Origin of the sequence: Allobosea sp. Root381 (genome assembly GCF_001429395.1) — a bacterium.
Classification (GTDB): domain Bacteria; phylum Pseudomonadota; class Alphaproteobacteria; order Rhizobiales; family Beijerinckiaceae; genus Allobosea.
Genome location: NZ_LMJT01000044.1, coordinates 45,283 through 60,875 on the forward strand (window position 1 = coordinate 45,283; position 15,593 = coordinate 60,875).

Sequence of the window (15,593 nt, forward strand, 5' to 3'; positions counted from 1 at the left end):
GAGGCTCAGTCCAGGAAGCGGACCGGGACGCCGGGCGTCACGAGATCGGCCAGTTCCTCGGCATCCCAGTTGGTCAGCCTGACGCAGCCATGCGAGGTCGTCTTGCTGACTTTCGCGGGCTCCGGCGTGCCGTGGATGCCGAAGGTCGGCTTCGACAGCGCGATCCAGATGGTGCCGACCGGGCCGTTGGGGCCCGGCGGCAGGACGAGCTTCTCGGTGTTCCTGCCCTGTTGGAAGTTCTTCTCGGGATCGTAGGTGTAGTTCGGGTTCTTGGCGATCCGCTCGACGGTGTGCTCGCCGGCGGGGGACGGCGTGTCCTCGCTGCCGATGGTTGCGGGATAGCTCGCCAGGATGACGTCGCCCTCGCCGTAGACGATGACCATGCCGGTGCTCTTGACCGCATCGACCCGCCGCGCCGCGCCCTTCTCCAGCGAACGGCCGGCCGAGACGACGAGCACGCTCTCGCCCGCCCTGCTGAAGCGCTCCCCCGGATTGAGCGCCTGCAGCAGCTTCTCGCTCATATGGAAACGCTCGCCGAGCATCTCCTGCGGGGTGGTATAGGAGAGGCGCCTCATCCGCGCCTGCTTGGCATAGTCCGTGGGAATGGCGTCGGCGAAGCTGTAGTCCGCATCCTTGCCCGACAGCTCATAGGCCACGACGACGTCGCCGACCGCATCGCCGCCGAGCCCGGTCCAAACCACCTCGTCGATCTCGTCGCCACCGCCGAGATTGGCCTGGCGCCGATACTGCGCCACCGCCTTGCGGAAATTCTCGCCGTCGACGCCGTCGATCACGCCGGGCGAAATGCTCCGCCGGCTGAGCAGAACCTGGGCCTTGACGATAAAAGGATCGGGTCCGCCGGTTGCCGGGATGCCGCGCTGGGCGAAGCTTGCGCCGTTGACCTCCTCCGCAGTCAGCGCGGCAGCCGGCCCGCAGGCGATTCCCACGGCCGCGGAAACGGAGAGGAACGCCGACAGCAACGCGGTTCGCAGGTGGGGTAAGGGCATCGACGGGCTCCGGATACATCCGGAATCTATACGGCCGAAGGTCGCACCAGGTTCCCGGCGTCCGACGAAACCCGCACCAGCATCCGCCGCCTACAGGCAGTTGACCCAGAGCACCCGCGTCCCGCCCTCCGCCGCATTGGCAAAACGATGCGGGCGCGACGACAGGAAGCGGAAACTGTCGCCCTCCCGAAGGGTCCAGCTTTCGCTCTCGACACTGAGATGCATCGCGCCTTCCATGACGAGCCCGGCCTCCTCGCCGCCATGGGTGTAGAGCTCGTCTCCGGTGCTGGCGCCCGCCTCCATCTCGACGAGGTAGAGGCTGAGCTTCGAGCCGTCGGTATGCGGCGTCAGCAGCTGCTTTCGGATGCCCGAGCGCCAGAGCTGCAATTCACTGCGCGCCGTCCCGCGCACGATGGTCGCCGTCCGGTCGCCGGCGACATTCGGAGGAGGAAAGAGATCGCCGAGCCCGACGCCCAGAGCATCCGCCATGCTCACCAGTGCGCGCAGCGTCGGCGAGGACTTGCCACGCTCGATCTGGCTGAGGAAGCCGATGGAAAGCTGCGTCCGGGCGGCCAGATCGACCAGCGACAGGCTGCGTTCGCGCCGCAAGCGGCGCAGGCCCGCCCCGATCTGCTCATCGACCTGAGGCTGGAGCGGAGGCTGGGACGGGGTGGCGGCGGATGTGCTCATCTCGACTCCATGGGCGCCGATATTTCATGCACATGAAATGGCTTGCCGGCAATATCGTCCTATGCTCGTATCTTCATGCTCATGAAAAATCATGACCGCGCGCCGGACGCGTGAAATAAGCAGGGGATCATTGCGATGGAACGTCGGACCTTTCTCTCCATGCTGGCGGGCAGCGCTATGGCGGCCGGCATCCTTCCCGCCCGGGCGCAGGCCGTCCTCAAGGTCGGCTCGACGCCCACCGGCAGCCCCTTCACCTTCCTCGACACCAAGACCAACACGATCGAGGGCGTGATGGTCGACCTGATCAAGGCGATCGCCGACGCGTCCGACTTCAAGGTCGCGGTCGAGGGCATGCAGTTTTCGACACTGATCCCGTCGCTGACCAGCAACAAGGTCGATATCGTCGCCGCCGCGATGTACATCACCCCGGTCCGCAAGGAGGTGATCGATTTCTCGGACCCGATCTACACCTATGGCGAGGGTCTGATCGTCCCGGCGACCGACAGCAAGGATTACGTCACCTTCGAGGACATGAAGGGCATGTCGATCGGCGTGCAGATCGGCACCGCCTATGTCGACGTGCTGCAGAAGTCCGGGCTGTTCTCCGAGGTCAAGCTCTACAAGACGCTGCCGGACATCCTGGCGGATGTGAACGCGGCGCGCGTCCAGGCCGCGGTCTTCGACCTCCCGATCATCGCCTACAACCTCTCGCAGGGGCAGTTCCCGAAGGTCCGCATCGTCAAGTCCTACAAGCCGGTGATCTCCGGCTCGGTCGGCATCGGCGTACGCAAGACCGATGGCGAGCTGCTGAAGAAGATCAACACCGGCCTCGCCAAGCTCAAGGCCGACGGCACGGTCGACAAGATCCTCGCCAAATGGGGCCTGGCCTGATCTCGCGCCTTTGATCGCCACCTCGCGCCGTCATCCCGGGCGAAGCGAAGCGTAGACCCGGGATCCCTGCCGGAACGGTTCAGGCATGGATCCCGGATCGGCGCCGCTCCGCGGCTCGTCCGGGATGACGCGTCGAGGTTCGCAAGCCGCTCCAAAATCCCTCCGACCTCCGGAGTTTCATGCAGACCTTCCTGAGGGACGCCACACAGTTCCTGCCGCTCCTGCTTCAGGGCGTGAAGTTCACGATCATCGTGGCGCTGGGCTCGCTCGCGCTGTCGACCGTGCTCGGCCTGGTCTGGGCCCTGATGCGGGTCTCAGGCATCGGCTGGCTCGGCATGATCGCCAAGGTCGCCGTCAACACGTTGCGCGGCATTCCGATCCTGGTGCAGCTCTTCTATATCTATTTCGTGCTGCCCGAGTTCGGCATCGCGCTGACGGCGCTGCAGGCGGCGATCATCGGGCTCGGCATCGCTTACTCCGCCTATCAGGCCGAGAACTTCCGCGCCGGGATCGAGGCCATAGACCACGGCCAGATCGAAGCGGCGCAATCGATCGGGATGGGCTGGGGCATGACGATGCGCCGCGTCATCCTCCCGCAGGCGGTCCGGATCGTCCTGCCGCCCTACGGCAACATCATGGTGATGATGCTGAAGGATTCCTCGCAGGCCTCGACGATCACGGTCGCAGAGCTGACCTTGCAGGGCACGCTGATCGCCTCTTCGACCTTCAAGAACATGACGGTCTATTCGCTCGTCGCGCTGCTCTATCTGGCGATGTGCCTGCCGCTGATGGGCTTCGTCGGCTGGCTCGAACGCCGCTTCGGCAAGGGAGCCCGGCGATGACCCGCCCGATGATCGAGATATCCGGCGTCACCAAGAGCTTCGGCGCCTTCCCCGTGCTGAAGGGCGTCACGGCCAGCGTCGACAAGGGCGAGGTCGTCTGCCTGATCGGCCCGTCGGGCTCCGGCAAGTCGACCATCCTGCGCTGCATCAACGGCCTCGAATCCTATGATGGTGGCAGCATCGACATCGACGGCGCCCGCGTCGAGCGCGACAAGCCCTCGATCGTCGGCATCCGCACGGCGATGGCGATGGTGTTCCAGCGCTTCAACCTGTTCCCGCACCGCACCGCGCTCGAAAACGTCGTCGAGGGCCCGATCTATGTGAAGAAGGAACCGCCTGCGCAGGCCCTGGCGCTCGGCCGCGAACTGCTGGCGCGCGTCGGCCTCGGCGACAAGATCGACGTCTATCCGGGGCAGCTCTCCGGCGGTCAGATGCAGCGCGTCGCGATCGCGCGCGCGCTCGCCATGCAGCCCAAGGCGATCCTGTTCGACGAACCGACTTCGGCGCTCGATCCCGAGTTGGTCGGCGAGGTGCTGCAGGTGATGAAGAGCCTGGCCGACGAAGGCATGACCATGCTCGTCGTCACCCACGAAATGGGCTTTGCCCGCGAGGTCGCCGACCGCGTGCTGTTCCTCGACGGCGGCGTCATCGTCGAGCAGGGCCCGGCGCGCGAGGTGCTGAGCGCGCCCAACCATCCGCGCACCCAGGATTTCCTGCGCCGCGTGCTGCGGCCGATTTGAGGGACGCCACGATGGCCGAACCGTTCCCGCTCGAACCCTCGCTCTGGCACGCGACCGCCCCCGCCGCCGCACCGGTATCGCCGCTTGCAGCCGACGCCGCGGCCGATGTCTGCGTGATCGGCGCAGGCTACGCCGGCCTCTCCACCGCGCTGCACCTGGCCGAGGCCGGCATCTCCGTCGTGGTGTTGGAGGCTCATGAACCGGGCTGGGGCGGTTCGGGCCGCAATGGCGGCCAGGTGATTCCCGGCATCAAATACGATCCGAGCGAGATCGCCGCGAAATTCGGCGTGGATGCCGGCGAGGCCCTGACACGCTTCGTCGGCTCGACGGCCGATCTCGTCTTCGATCTGATAGATCGCCACGGCATGGATGTGCCGTACAAGCGCGCCGGCTGGATTCAGGGCGCGCATACGCCTGCCATGGTCGAGACGGTGAAGCGACGGGCGGCGGAATGGCAAGCGCGCGGCGTCGATGCCGACTTCCTCGACAAGGACGCCGTCGCGCGGCTGCTCGGCAGCGACCGCTATCTCGGCGGTTGGCTCGACCGACGCGCCGGCGGCGTGCAGCCACTGGCCTATGCGCGCGGGCTGGCGAAGGCCGCCATAGAGGCCGGGGCGCGCATCCATGGCCAGAGCCGTGTCGTCGCGCTGAAGCGCAACGGCGCGAGCTGGAGCGTCCGCACGGCCCAGGGCGCGAGCGTGACGGCACCGCGCGTCGTGGTCGCAACCAACGGCTATACCGGCGACCTGATCCCGAAGCTGCGCCAGACCGTGATCCGTCCGAACTCCTTCATCGTGGCGACGGAAGCCCTATCCGACAATCTCGCCGGCACGATCCTGCCCGAGGGCCAGGTCACCTCCGACACACGGCAATTGCTGCTGTATTTCCGCAAGGACCATCAGAACCGGCTCCTGATGGGCGGGCGCGGCCCGTTCCGCGAACCGAAGGACGCTTCCGACTGGGCCCATCTCGAGCGGGTCGTCGGCAAGATGTATCCGCAGGCGAAGGGCGTGCCCTTCGGGTTCCGCTGGTGCGGGCGCGTGGCGCTGACGCGGGATTTCCTGCCGCATCTGCACGAGCCCGAACCCGGCCTGCTCGTCGACATCGGCTGCATGGGGCGCGGCGTCGGCCTGCAGAGCGCCATGGGCAAGGCCATGGCCGATTACCTAGCGACAGGCGATCGCGCCCGCCTGCCCTTCCCGGTGGTGCCGATCAAGCCGTTGCCGCTGCACGCGCTCAACGAGCTCTACGTCTCGGCGATCATCACCTGGTACCGGCTGACCGACGGCGGCATGAAGGACAAGGCGGCCTGAGCCGCTGGGCGAGTGGGCGCTGAAGCTTGGAACAGCGTCGTCATTCCGGGCTCATCGCTTCGCGATACCCCGGAATGACGGTACCCGTTTGCTCACGCCGCGCGCGCCGCGGCCTTCTTCTCGGCGGCATGCTGCTCCTCCGACAGACCTGCCCGCCAATAGCTGACGACCAGATGCTGGTCGCGCCCGGGACGCAGGCGCTGCCGGGCGGCGGCGCGGATATGGCGAAAAGCCTCGTTCTCGGTCGCCGACCAGAGATAGGTCTCCGGCCCCTCGGCCTTCCAGACAAGCGCGTCGAACGCCGCCACCAAGGGCGATTCGGCCCCCTTTTGCTGCCCGTCGCGATGCAGCCAGTGGATCGACACTCCCTCCGGCGCGGCGAGCTGCTGCTCTTCCGCCGCGCCGTCAACCTCGATGAAGACGAGGCCTACAGTCTGCGCGGGCAGGTTCTCGAGCATGCGCGATACCGCCGGCAGGCCGGTCTCGTCGCAGAGGAAGACGTAGCGCTCGGCCGGCTTCAGCCCGCGCCCGCCCGGGCCGGCCATGCCGATGCGGTCGCCTACCACGGCACGCGCCGCGAAGGCCGAGCCAGGGCCGGCATCCTCATGCAGCACGAAATCGATCGCCAGCGTCCCCGCAGCGGCGTCGATCTCCCGGATCGTGTATTTGCGGATGGCGGGCCGCTGTTCCGGTGGCGGCTGTTGCAGCAGCCCGTCGGCGCCCAGCATCGGCCAGGCCGGCTCCACCGAGGCATCCGGCGGGAAGAAGAGCCGCACATGCAGCGCCTCGAGCGAAGCGTAGCGCGCGAGGTCCGTGCCACTGAGGCGGATCCGCTTCATATGCGGCGTGACCAGTTCCGTGCCGGTGACGGTGAGCACGCGAAACTCCGGCGGCAGCGACGGCGCAGCGCCGTCACCGACCCAGAGGATCGTCGGGCGCTCGCCCGCCGGCGCGAACTCCACGACATGGCTCGCGATCGCCCGCTTCATGTCCTGCAGCGAGGCAAGGTCCGGCGCCGTGATCGAGACCACGAGCTCGCCGGTCCCGCTCCGCAGCAACGCCTTGCCGCCGTCGAGCAGGATCGCAACCTCCCCGCCCTCGCGAGCGATCCGGGCGCCATGCTCGACGAGATGCTCGCAAAGCGGCGCCAGCACGGCCTCCGGCTCGGCCAGCGCGATCGTCGTCTCGGCGGAAAACAGGCTCATGCGGTCCTCGTCCTTCGATTATTCAGGGGCGCCCGCCGGCATCGCGCGGGTCGAGCCACAGCGTGCCGTCCAGCGGAATCGCCGAAAAGCGCGCCGCCTCGCGCAGCGTCGCTTGCGGATCAATATCGGCGAAGCGCTCGGGATGAACCCATTTCGCCAGCGCCTCGATGGCGACGACATGCAGCGGCGTGTCGTTGAAGAGCTGCCACATCGCGCTCGCCTTGCCGTTGCGCACGGCGCTAAGGGTCGCGATGCCGGGATGGGCGAGCAGCTTGGCGAAGCTGGCCTTCGCCGTGTCGGGCGGCACGCCGAGCCCGAGCACGAGGCCGCCGGACTTCGCCATATGCGTGCCGCCGGTCGCGACATAGACGTCCGGATCCGAGCTGATCAGCTGTTCGAGGCTGATCTGCCCGGTAGCACCCGGCACCAGCGGCGCCGACATGTTGCTGCCGCCAGCCGCGGTGATGAAATCGTCGAAAGTGCCCTTGCCCGGCGTCCCGCAGCAATCCGGCCCGCCGGCATGGGCGTGGATGAAGACGGAAGGTCGTTCCACCCCTTCGAGGCGCCGGGCGATCTCGCCGAGCCGGCCTTCATAGAAACGGATGAACTCTTCCGCCTGCTGTTCGCGCCCGATCAGCCTGGCGAGGATGCGCAGGCTCGGCACGGTGTCGCTCAGCGGCTTCAGGTAGAAATCGACCACGGCCACCTTGATGCCTGCCGCCTCAAGCCGCTGGAGGATGTCCCCCGGCCCCCGGCGCGTGCCGGCGAGCGAACCGCTGAGCACGACAAGGTCTGGTGCAAGCGCAACCGTCTTCTCGAGCGAGAAGCCGCCCTCCGTGCCGCCATCGCCGACGGTCGGTATGCTCTCGATCGCGGGAAAGCGGCTGCGGTAGCGCGCATAGGCGTCGGGGTTCTGGCGCTGATGGTCGGAACCCCAGCCCGCCAGCAGGCTGAGCGGATCCGGATGCAGCAGCCCGAGTGCGTTGAGCTGACGCCCCTGCGCCAGCACGATGCGCTTGGCCGGCGCAGGCAGCGTGATGGTGCGGCCGTGAAGATCGGTCACCGTGACAGGCTGCGCGATGGCAACCGTCGCCAGCGACAATGCCCCGAGCGCTGCGACGAGCGCCAGACGGAACTGGCGGGCGAAACTCATGAGGCTGCGTTCCTCTGCAGGGCGGGGTCTGCGAGCGCGAAGGCAACCGCGCGCGAGAGCATGGCCGGGATGACCGAGACATGGTTCTCGCCGGGAAAGACGACGCATTCACAGGCGACCCGGCCGGAGTCGCGGAGCCTCTCGGCCATTTCGGCAACGTTCTCGTGCATGCGCGCCATCGCGAGCCGCGCGTCGCGCGAAGGCGGAGCGCCCGGAGCGCCGGCCCGTTCGTCCTCGCCAACCGTCATCAGCAGTCGCCCTGCACGCACGTCGCCGGAACGGAACAGCTCTTCGGTCGCGAGGATCGCCCGGTCGTTCCACCAGATCGACGGGCTGCTGGCGACATGGGCGGCGAACAGCCCCGGCCGGGTGAACAGTGCATGCAACGCGAAAAGTCCGCCATAGGAATGGCCGATCAGCGCGCGCCGGCGGTCGTCGACCGGCGCCGCGGCGGCGATTCCCGGCAGGATTTCGTCCACGATGACGCTCAGGAAGCGGTCCGCCCCGCCGGGAACCGGCAGCAGGTCGCGCTGCCGGCGCTCGACGTCGAAGGCCCGCTCGCCGGGATAGCCGATGCCCAGCACGATGGCGGGCCCGACGCCGGTCACCTCGCCCCTGCCTGCCTGCAGGCTCGCGGCGGCCAGGGCCGTCGCGAACAGCGCATTGCCGTCCATCAGGACGAGCAGCGGGAAGCCGCTGGGCGGCGGCGGCGCAGCAGGGACGCCCATGAACAGGCGGTAGACCTGCCCGTCGCTTGCGGTGAAGTCCCGCTGGATCGCCCCAGGGAGGACGACCGACCCGTTCGAATTCCCGCTGTTGCCCACGCTGCCCCCTTCGCTCACCAGCGGTAGGACAGCGTCGCCAGAACGGTCCGGCGCAGGCCGAAGGAGCACTGAACATCGGCGTAGCAGCCGGAGATGTACTCCTTGTCGAACAGGTTCTGCGCGTTGACCTGGATCTTCCACGCCTTCAGGGCCGGGTTGGCCTTGCCGAAATCATAGCTGATCGCGGCATCGACGAGCGTGTAGTCCGGCGTGAAGAAGGTGTTGGCCGGATTGCCGGCGCCCTTGCCGACATAGCGCACGCCGGCACCGAGCCCGAGACCGGCGAAGGTCCCGCTCTGGAAGGTGTAGTGCGCCCAGAGCGAGGCCATGTGGCGCGGCACCACCGCCGGCCGCTTGCCGAGATCGACGCCGTTGCTCTTGGTCACCTCGGCATCGGTATAGGCATAGGCCGCGATCAGATCGAGGCTGTCGAAGAGCGTGGCCCGCGCCTCGACCTCGATGCCGCGCGCCCTGACCTCGCCGGTCTGGGTCTGGAAGCCCGGATTGAGCTGATCGGCCGTCGCGACATTGGTCTGGGTCAGATCGTAGGCCGCGGCCTGGATGAAGGCGTTCGCGCCCGGCAGGTCGTATTTGAAGCCGATCTCGTACTGTTCGCCTTCGGTCGGCTTGAACGGCGCACCGCCAAAGGCCGTGCCGGTGAGCGGCTCGAAAGAGGTCGAGTAGCTCGCATAGGGCGCGAAGCCGTTGTCGAAGTTATACATCAGCGCGACCCGCCCGGTCCGAGCCGTGTCGTCCTGCTTGGTCAGGACGCCGGTGGTCAGCGCCCGCGTCCGCGTTTCCGCGCGGTCGAAGCGGCCGCCGACCAGCAGCGACAGCCGGTCGAGCTTGATCTGGTCCTGCAGATAGATGCCGTATTGCGAGATCGTCTGCTTGGTGCCCGGGATCGCCGGCACGGCGAAGGGCCTGCGTCCATAGATCGGATTGGTGAAGTCCAGCGTCTGCACGGTGCCGCCGGCACCGGTGAAAGCGGTCCCGTTCATCCAGTAGGCATCGACGCCGAACAGCAGCTTGTGCGTGAGCGGGCCAGTGCGGAAATCCGCCTGGAGCGTGTTGTCGATCCCGGCCGTGCGGGCCTTCTCGTTCGAGGCGGTGACGCGCCGCGTCAGCGTGCGCTGGTCGACCGCGTTGATGCCGGCCACCGCGACCGTCTTCATGCGCGATTCGAGATCCGAGACGCGGACGTTCTGCCGGAAGCTGAACACGTCGTTGAAGCGGTGCTCGAAGGCGTAGCCGAGATTGGCCTGGTTGCGGCTGTAGCCCTCATAGCTCGGCTCGCCCGGGAAGAAGTCGCTGCGGATCCTGCCGGCGCGGCTCGGCAGCACCGTGCCGACCGCCGGAATGAAGCCGTAGAAGCCGGTCTCAGGATCGCGCTGGAAGGATGCCATCAGCGTGAAGCTCGTCGCCCCGCTCGGCCGGTAGGTCACCGACGGCGCGATGAAGATGCGCTCCTCGCGGGTAAAGTCGACCTGCGTGTCCGCAGCTCGTCCGAGACCGACGACGCGATAGAGCCAGGTCTTGTCGGGGTCGACCGGCCCGCCGAAGTCGAAGGCCATCTGGGCGCGCTGGAAGCTGCCGGTCTGGAGCTGGATCTCGCCATGCGCCTCTTCCTTGGGGCGCTTGCTGACCATGTTGACGATGCCGCCGGGCTTGACCTGACCGAAGACGACGGAAGCAGGGCCGCGCAGCACCTCGACGCGCTCCAGCCCCCAGGGCTCGTATGCGGGCACGAGGAAGTTGACGCCGCGCTGATACTTCAGCCCGTCGAGGAAGTTGATGAAGCCGGCATTGCCGCCGGAACCGCCGAAGCCGCGGATGAAGGCGCTGTCATAGCGCCCGGCCGAGAGCCGCGTCTCTGCCAGTACGCTGGCGGTATAGCGCAGCGCCTGGCCGACGCTCTGGGCGCCCTGGTCCTGCATCTGCTGGCTGGTCACCACGGTCACCGATTGCGGTGTCTCGATCAGCGGCGTGTCGGTCTTGGTCGCCGTGTCGCTGCGGCGGGCGACATAGCCGTTCACCGGCCCACCGGCGCGCTCGCCCTGGACCTGGATGGTGTCGAGATTGATCGCCTCGCCGCTCTGCGCTTGCGCGCCGCCGGCGCAGAGGACCGCTCCGAGTGCGACGCCGGCCAGCGCCGCCAGACGCACCCGACCCGCCGCGTTAACCTTGGAGACACTCGTATAGTCCATCATGCAACCCCGCTTCGCCATATAGTGGTCAGACCCTGCCCTGCTATTGCGGGACGGGGCGGCTGCGGGGCAACACGCTCGACTTTCGATTCCGGCAGCATTGCTTTCGATTGCGTTTCGAATGCCTGTAATCTGAAATCGCGAGGGCGGATTTTGCACTTGCAGTTCAGCGCAAGGCGCTCGGCGGCAGGCCGAAACGTTTCCTGAACAGGCTCGAGAAATGGGCCGGCGTGTATCCGACATGGAAGGCGGCCTCCGCCACCGTCATCTCTCCGCTGGCGATCAGGGCATGGGCACGCTGGAGCCGCTGCTCCTGCAGATAGCCGAAGACGCTGTCGCCGAAGAGCTGGCGGAAGCCGGAGGTCAGATTGGTCGGGTTCAGCCCGGTCATCCGCGCGAGCTCGGCCAGGCTCGGCGGGTCCTGCAGCTGCGCCAGCAGGATGTCGCGCGCCTCGCGAATACGTCCGGCTATGCGCTGCGGCACCCTGGCGGCGCGCGTCGGCACTTCATTCATGACGGTGTCGAGCGCGACCGCCGCGAGCTCCAGCGCCTTTCCCGCCGCATAGAGGCGATGGAGATTGCCGGCGACCGGCGGTTCCGCGAGTTGCAGGGCCAACGCGCAGAGCGTGGCGTTCGCTGGCCTGACCCACAACCCGGCATCACCCTCGACCAGCCCTTGCAGCGCAGCCATCTGGGCGCCGAATTCGTTCGCGATGAAGTCGAGATCGAACTGGAGCAGCGCGCAACGCAGCTCCCCGCCCGCCAGTCCGGTCCGCCGTTGCATATGCTCGCCGCTATTGGCGGCGATCAGCAGGGACGGGCCGGCCACCATCACCGGGGGACGGTCGTCGAGCTCCAGCGACTGCCGCCCGTCGAGGATCACCCCGATCTTCAGCCCGGCCCGCATCGGTCCGACGACACGCTCTCCCGTCTCGACCGCGAAGCGGCCGGCCGACAATGAAAGCTGGTTGGAGAAGAGCTGCAATTCGGCGACCGGATGGCGGGCATGTGAAGGAAGCCCGAGAGCAAAGACTTGGCCTGCTAACGCAATTCGGCATAAAGATCAATTTAATCAGTATCTTATATTGATTCTAAGCTTCGGAGAGGCTCTGCTTTCCCGCTGAAGGCGGTCGTCGCGAGCTGCTTATGCGGCGGATCACAGAACGATCTTTGACAGGCCTCGGCTTTTGCGGCCCGATGGCGGCAAGAACCCTCTCGAAGAGACTGCCGAGGAAATGCCAGCATGAAAATTCGCGCCGCCGTCCTGAACGCCAGCCCCGTCTCGGCACCCTTTGCGAAAAGCCGGCCGCTCTCGATCGAGGAGATCGACCTCGCTCCGCCGGGCCCGGGCGAGGTGCTCGTGCGCGTGCGGGCGGCGGGTCTTTGCCATTCCGACCTCTCGGTGATCGACGGCAACAGACCCCGGCCCGTGCCGATGGTGCTCGGCCATGAGGCTGCGGGCGAGGTGGTCGAGCCAGGCCCCGGCGTGCAGGATCTGAAGAAGGGCGACCGCGTCATCATGGTCTTCGTGCCCTCCTGCGGCCATTGCTCGCCCTGCAGCGAGGGCCGCCCGGCGCTCTGCGAACCCGGCAACGCCGCCAATGGCGTCGGTGAACTGCTCGGCGGCGGCCGCAGGCTCTCGCTCAGTGGCAAGCCGGTGCATCACCATGTCGGCGTCTCCGCCTTCGCCGAACATGCGGTGATCTCGCGCCATTCGCTGGTGAAGATCGAGGCCGACATTCCCCATGAGATCGCGGCGCTGTTCGGCTGCGCGGTGCTGACCGGCGTCGGTGCTGCCGTGAACACGGCCAAGGTCAGGGCCGGCGAGACGGTCGCTGTCGTCGGCCTCGGCGGCGTGGGCTTAAGCGCATTGCTGGGTGCCGCCGCCTGCGGCGCCTCGCGCGTCATCGCGGTCGATCTCTCGGAGGAGAAGCTCGCCGTCGCGCGCGATCTCGGCGCGACCGACACCTTCAACGCCGGCGACCCGGGCGTCGTCGACGCCATCCGCGCCGCCACCAAGGGGGGCGTCGATCATGGGCTGGAGATGGCGGGCTCGGTCAAGGCGCTCGACCTCGCCTATCAGATCACGCGTCGTGGCGGCACGACCACGACGGCAGGCCTTGCCAACCCTGCCCACACGCTGTCGCTCGCCCCGGTCCGGCTCGTCGGCGAGGAGCGGACGCTGAAGGGCTCCTATGTCGGCTCCTGCATCCCGGTGCGCGACATCCCTCGCTTCGTCGAGCTCTACCAGCGCGGCAAGCTGCCGGTGGACAAGCTGATGACCAGTCAGAGTGGGCTCGACGGCATCAACGAGGGTTTCGACGCTCTCAACGAGGGACGCACCATCCGCCACATCATCATGATGTGAGATCGGGCGTCATTCTCGGGCGGAGCGAAGCGCCGACCCGAGAATCTCTTCCAGGAGATGGTCGGGTCAAGCCCGACCATGACGGCAACGATCAACCGTGCTTGTGCACGATCGTCTTGGTCACCGCGAACTCCTCGAGCGCCGCAAAGCCCTTCTCGCGGCCATGGCCGGACTTGCCGGTGCCGCCGAAGGGCAGTTCGATGCCGCCGCCGGCGCCGTAGCCGTTGATGAAGACCTGCCCGGCCCGCACCTTCTTGGCGACGCGCTGCTGGCGCCCGCCATCCTTGGTCCAGACGGCCGCGACGAGGCCGTATTCGGTCGAGTTCGCCAGCTTGATCGCATCGGCCTCGTCGGTGAAGGGGAAGGCCGCGAGCACCGGGCCGAACACCTCTTCCTGCTCCAGCCGGTTGCCGCGCGGCACCTTTCCGAACAGCGTCGGCGTCACGTAGAAGCCGCCATTCGGCACGCCCTGCGCGATCTGCCCCTCGGCGATCACCGGGATACCGGCCTCGCGCGCATTCTGGATGAAGCTCTGCACGCGGCCGCGCTGCTTGGCGTTGATCACCGGGCCGCAATCGAGGTCCATCTCCGGCGTGCCGGCACGCAGCTTGGTGAACTCCTTGGCGACCGCGCCCATGAAGTCGTCATAGACGCGCTCCTGCACCAGCACGCGCGAACCGGCCGAGCAGGTCTGCCCAGTGTTCTGGACGATCGCCTTGCAGACGATCGGCACCGCCGCGTCGAAATCGGCATCGTCGAAGACGATCTGCGGTGATTTACCGCCGAGTTCGAGCGTGCAGGGGATCAGGTGATCGGCGCAGGCATGCTGCACCATCTTGCCGACCTCGGGCGAGCCGGTGAAGGACATGAAATCGATGCCGTGATGGGCCGTGAGCGCCGCCCCCGCCTCATGGCCACGCCCGGTGACGATGTTGATCGCGCCGTCCGGGAAACCGACCTCCGAGGCCAGCACCGCAAGCCGCAGCGCCGTCTGGCAGGCTTCCTCGGCCGGCTTCAGCACGACCGCATTGCCCATGGCGAGCGCGGCCGTCAACGACCTCCCGAACATCTGCGCCGGGTAGTTCCAGGGCAGGATGTGGCCGGTCACGCCATGCGGCTCATGGATGACGTTGACGTTGTAGCCGTTGAGGAAGGGGATGATGTGGCCGTGCACCTTGTCGGCCGCGCCGCCATAGAACTCGAAATAGCGGGCGGTCGCATCGATGTCGGCGCGGGCCTGCGCCATCGGTTTGCCGGTGTCCTGCGCCTCGATCTTCGCCAGTTCCTCGAAATGATCGAGAACCTTGAGGCCGAGCTTCGAGATCAGCCGGCCGCGCTCGGCCGCCGTCAGCTTGCCCCAGGCGCCCTCATAAGCGGCGCGCGCCGCCTTCACCGCGTCGTCGATGTCCTCGGCGGTGCCGCAGGCGATGCGGGTGAACTCCTCGCCGGTCGCCGGAGCCAGCACGACCATGGTCTCGCCGCTGCGGCCCGCGACATGGCGTCCGTTGATGAAGTGCTGGGTCATGGCGTCTTCTCCTGTCTCGTCTCCCGTCCTTGCGAGGAGCGCAGCGAAGAAGCTCCAGGGGCGGCAGAGCTCTACGTCCCCCTGGATTGCTTCGCTGCGCTCGCAATGACGGCGGTGGTTCGCAATCAGTGCAGCCCGGCCGCTTCGAGCGAACTCGCAGCCAGGCCGCCGGCCACCTCCGTAACCTCTCCCCGCTCGATCGCATAGGCGCGTTCGGCAAAGCTGCGCAGCAGACTGGGGTTGGATTCGGTGATGAGCAACGCGATCTCGGGATGGCTGTCGCGCAATGCACGCAGGGCGGCCGCATAGCGCTGCGCCAGCACCGGCGCCAGCCCCTGGAACGGCTCGTCGAGCAGGATGACCCGGGTGCCGACCATCAGCGCCCGCGCCAGCGCCGCCATCTTGCCCTGCCCGCCCGAAAGCCCTGCCGCCGCCCGGGGACGCAGTTCGGCGAGTTCCGGCAGAACCTGGTAGATCGCATCGAGCCGCCGCGCGATCTCCGCCGCCGGCACCTTCATCACCTCGGCCGGCAGGCGGATATTCTCCTCTATCGAGAAGCTCGAGAACAGCCGCCGGTCCTCGGGCGCGTAACCGATGCCGAGGCGCGGCCGCTCATGCGGTGGCATCGTCAGGATCGGCCGGCCGTCGAAAGCGATGTCCCCCGCCGTGACCTTCATGAAGCCCATGACCGCGCGCAGAAGACTGGTCTTGCCGGCGCCGTTGCGGCCGATCAGCGCGACCGTCGCGCCCTCGGCCAAGGCGAAATCGACCCTGCGCAGCACCTGCACGCCCTCGATCTCGGCTGAGAGTCCCCTGATCTCCAGCATG

At 67.4% G+C, this 15,593-nt stretch carries 14 protein-coding genes; 5 read left to right on the forward strand and 9 right to left on the reverse strand.

Annotated elements, in window-relative coordinates; translation table 11 throughout:
• Positions 1-5 precede the first annotated feature (5 nt).
• Together ASE63_RS25125 and ASE63_RS25130 are read right to left on the reverse strand one after the other, a co-directional pair.
• The gene (locus ASE63_RS25125) at positions 6-1,007 is read right to left on the reverse strand and encodes a L,D-transpeptidase (protein ID WP_056808227.1); all 1,002 of its coding nucleotides are present in this window, start codon (positions 1,005-1,007) and stop codon (positions 6-8) included.
• A 90-nt stretch (positions 1,008-1,097) separates the two neighbouring features.
• Positions 1,098-1,697, reverse strand: coding sequence for an XRE family transcriptional regulator (locus tag ASE63_RS25130; RefSeq protein WP_056808229.1), 600 nt, complete (start codon positions 1,695-1,697; stop codon positions 1,098-1,100).
• 135 nt (positions 1,698-1,832) lie between these two features.
• On the opposite strand from ASE63_RS25130, the gene ASE63_RS25135 reads away from it, so the two are divergent.
• From ASE63_RS25135 to ASE63_RS25150, 4 genes are all read left to right on the forward strand, one after another.
• Entirely contained in the window at positions 1,833-2,588 is a 756-nt protein-coding gene (locus tag ASE63_RS25135) for an ABC transporter substrate-binding protein (protein WP_056808230.1), read from the forward strand.
• Between the two features lie 179 nt (positions 2,589-2,767).
• Positions 2,768-3,430 (forward strand): amino acid ABC transporter permease, encoded by a 663-nt coding sequence (locus ASE63_RS25140; protein ID WP_056808231.1) that lies wholly within the window; start codon positions 2,768-2,770, stop codon positions 3,428-3,430.
• An 8-nt stretch (positions 3,431-3,438) separates the two neighbouring features.
• Positions 3,439-4,170 carry an amino acid ABC transporter ATP-binding protein gene (locus ASE63_RS25145; protein WP_056808390.1) on the forward strand — a complete coding sequence of 244 codons (732 nt, stop codon included), beginning with the start codon at positions 3,439-3,441 and terminating at the stop codon, positions 4,168-4,170.
• An 11-nt stretch (positions 4,171-4,181) separates the two neighbouring features.
• A complete protein-coding gene (locus tag ASE63_RS25150; RefSeq protein ID WP_056808232.1) occupies positions 4,182-5,483 on the forward strand; it encodes an FAD-binding oxidoreductase in 1,302 nt (433 codons plus the stop codon).
• Positions 5,484-5,575: 92 nt separating this feature from the next.
• Here the strand turns inward: ASE63_RS25150 and ASE63_RS25155 are convergent, their stop codons facing one another.
• The 5 genes from ASE63_RS25155 to ASE63_RS25175 form a co-directional block, all read right to left on the reverse strand.
• A complete protein-coding gene (locus ASE63_RS25155) occupies positions 5,576-6,688 on the reverse strand; it encodes a siderophore-interacting protein (protein WP_056808233.1) in 1,113 nt (370 codons plus the stop codon).
• Between the two features lie 22 nt (positions 6,689-6,710).
• The gene (locus ASE63_RS25160) at positions 6,711-7,841 is read right to left on the reverse strand and encodes an ABC transporter substrate-binding protein (protein ID WP_056808235.1); all 1,131 of its coding nucleotides are present in this window, start codon (positions 7,839-7,841) and stop codon (positions 6,711-6,713) included.
• Positions 7,838-8,665 carry an alpha/beta hydrolase-fold protein gene (locus tag ASE63_RS25165; RefSeq protein WP_156410603.1) on the reverse strand — a complete coding sequence of 276 codons (828 nt, stop codon included), beginning with the start codon at positions 8,663-8,665 and terminating at the stop codon, positions 7,838-7,840. Before ASE63_RS25165 ends, ASE63_RS25160 begins: the two co-directional genes overlap by 4 nt.
• A gap of 14 nt (positions 8,666-8,679) precedes the next feature.
• A complete protein-coding gene (locus ASE63_RS25170) occupies positions 8,680-10,875 on the reverse strand; it encodes a TonB-dependent siderophore receptor (protein ID WP_056808237.1) in 2,196 nt (731 codons plus the stop codon).
• 163 nt (positions 10,876-11,038) lie between these two features.
• On the reverse strand, positions 11,039-11,857 hold the full coding sequence (locus ASE63_RS25175) for an AraC family transcriptional regulator (protein WP_082610291.1): 819 nt from the start codon (positions 11,855-11,857) through the stop codon (positions 11,039-11,041).
• Positions 11,858-12,115: 258 nt separating this feature from the next.
• Between ASE63_RS25175 and ASE63_RS25180 the strand changes: the two genes are divergently transcribed.
• A complete protein-coding gene (locus ASE63_RS25180) occupies positions 12,116-13,240 on the forward strand; it encodes a zinc-dependent alcohol dehydrogenase family protein (protein ID WP_056808238.1) in 1,125 nt (374 codons plus the stop codon).
• A 91-nt stretch (positions 13,241-13,331) separates the two neighbouring features.
• Here ASE63_RS25180 and ASE63_RS25185 read toward each other — a convergent pair whose 3' ends face one another.
• Together ASE63_RS25185 and ASE63_RS25190 are read right to left on the reverse strand one after the other, a co-directional pair.
• Positions 13,332-14,765: an aldehyde dehydrogenase family protein gene (locus ASE63_RS25185; protein WP_056808240.1), complete on the reverse strand. Its 1,434-nt coding sequence runs from the start codon at positions 14,763-14,765 to the stop codon at positions 13,332-13,334.
• Positions 14,766-14,890: 125 nt separating this feature from the next.
• On the reverse strand, positions 14,891-15,592 hold the full coding sequence (locus ASE63_RS25190) for an ATP-binding cassette domain-containing protein (RefSeq protein ID WP_056808241.1): 702 nt from the start codon (positions 15,590-15,592) through the stop codon (positions 14,891-14,893).
• Position 15,593: the final 1 nt, after the last annotated feature.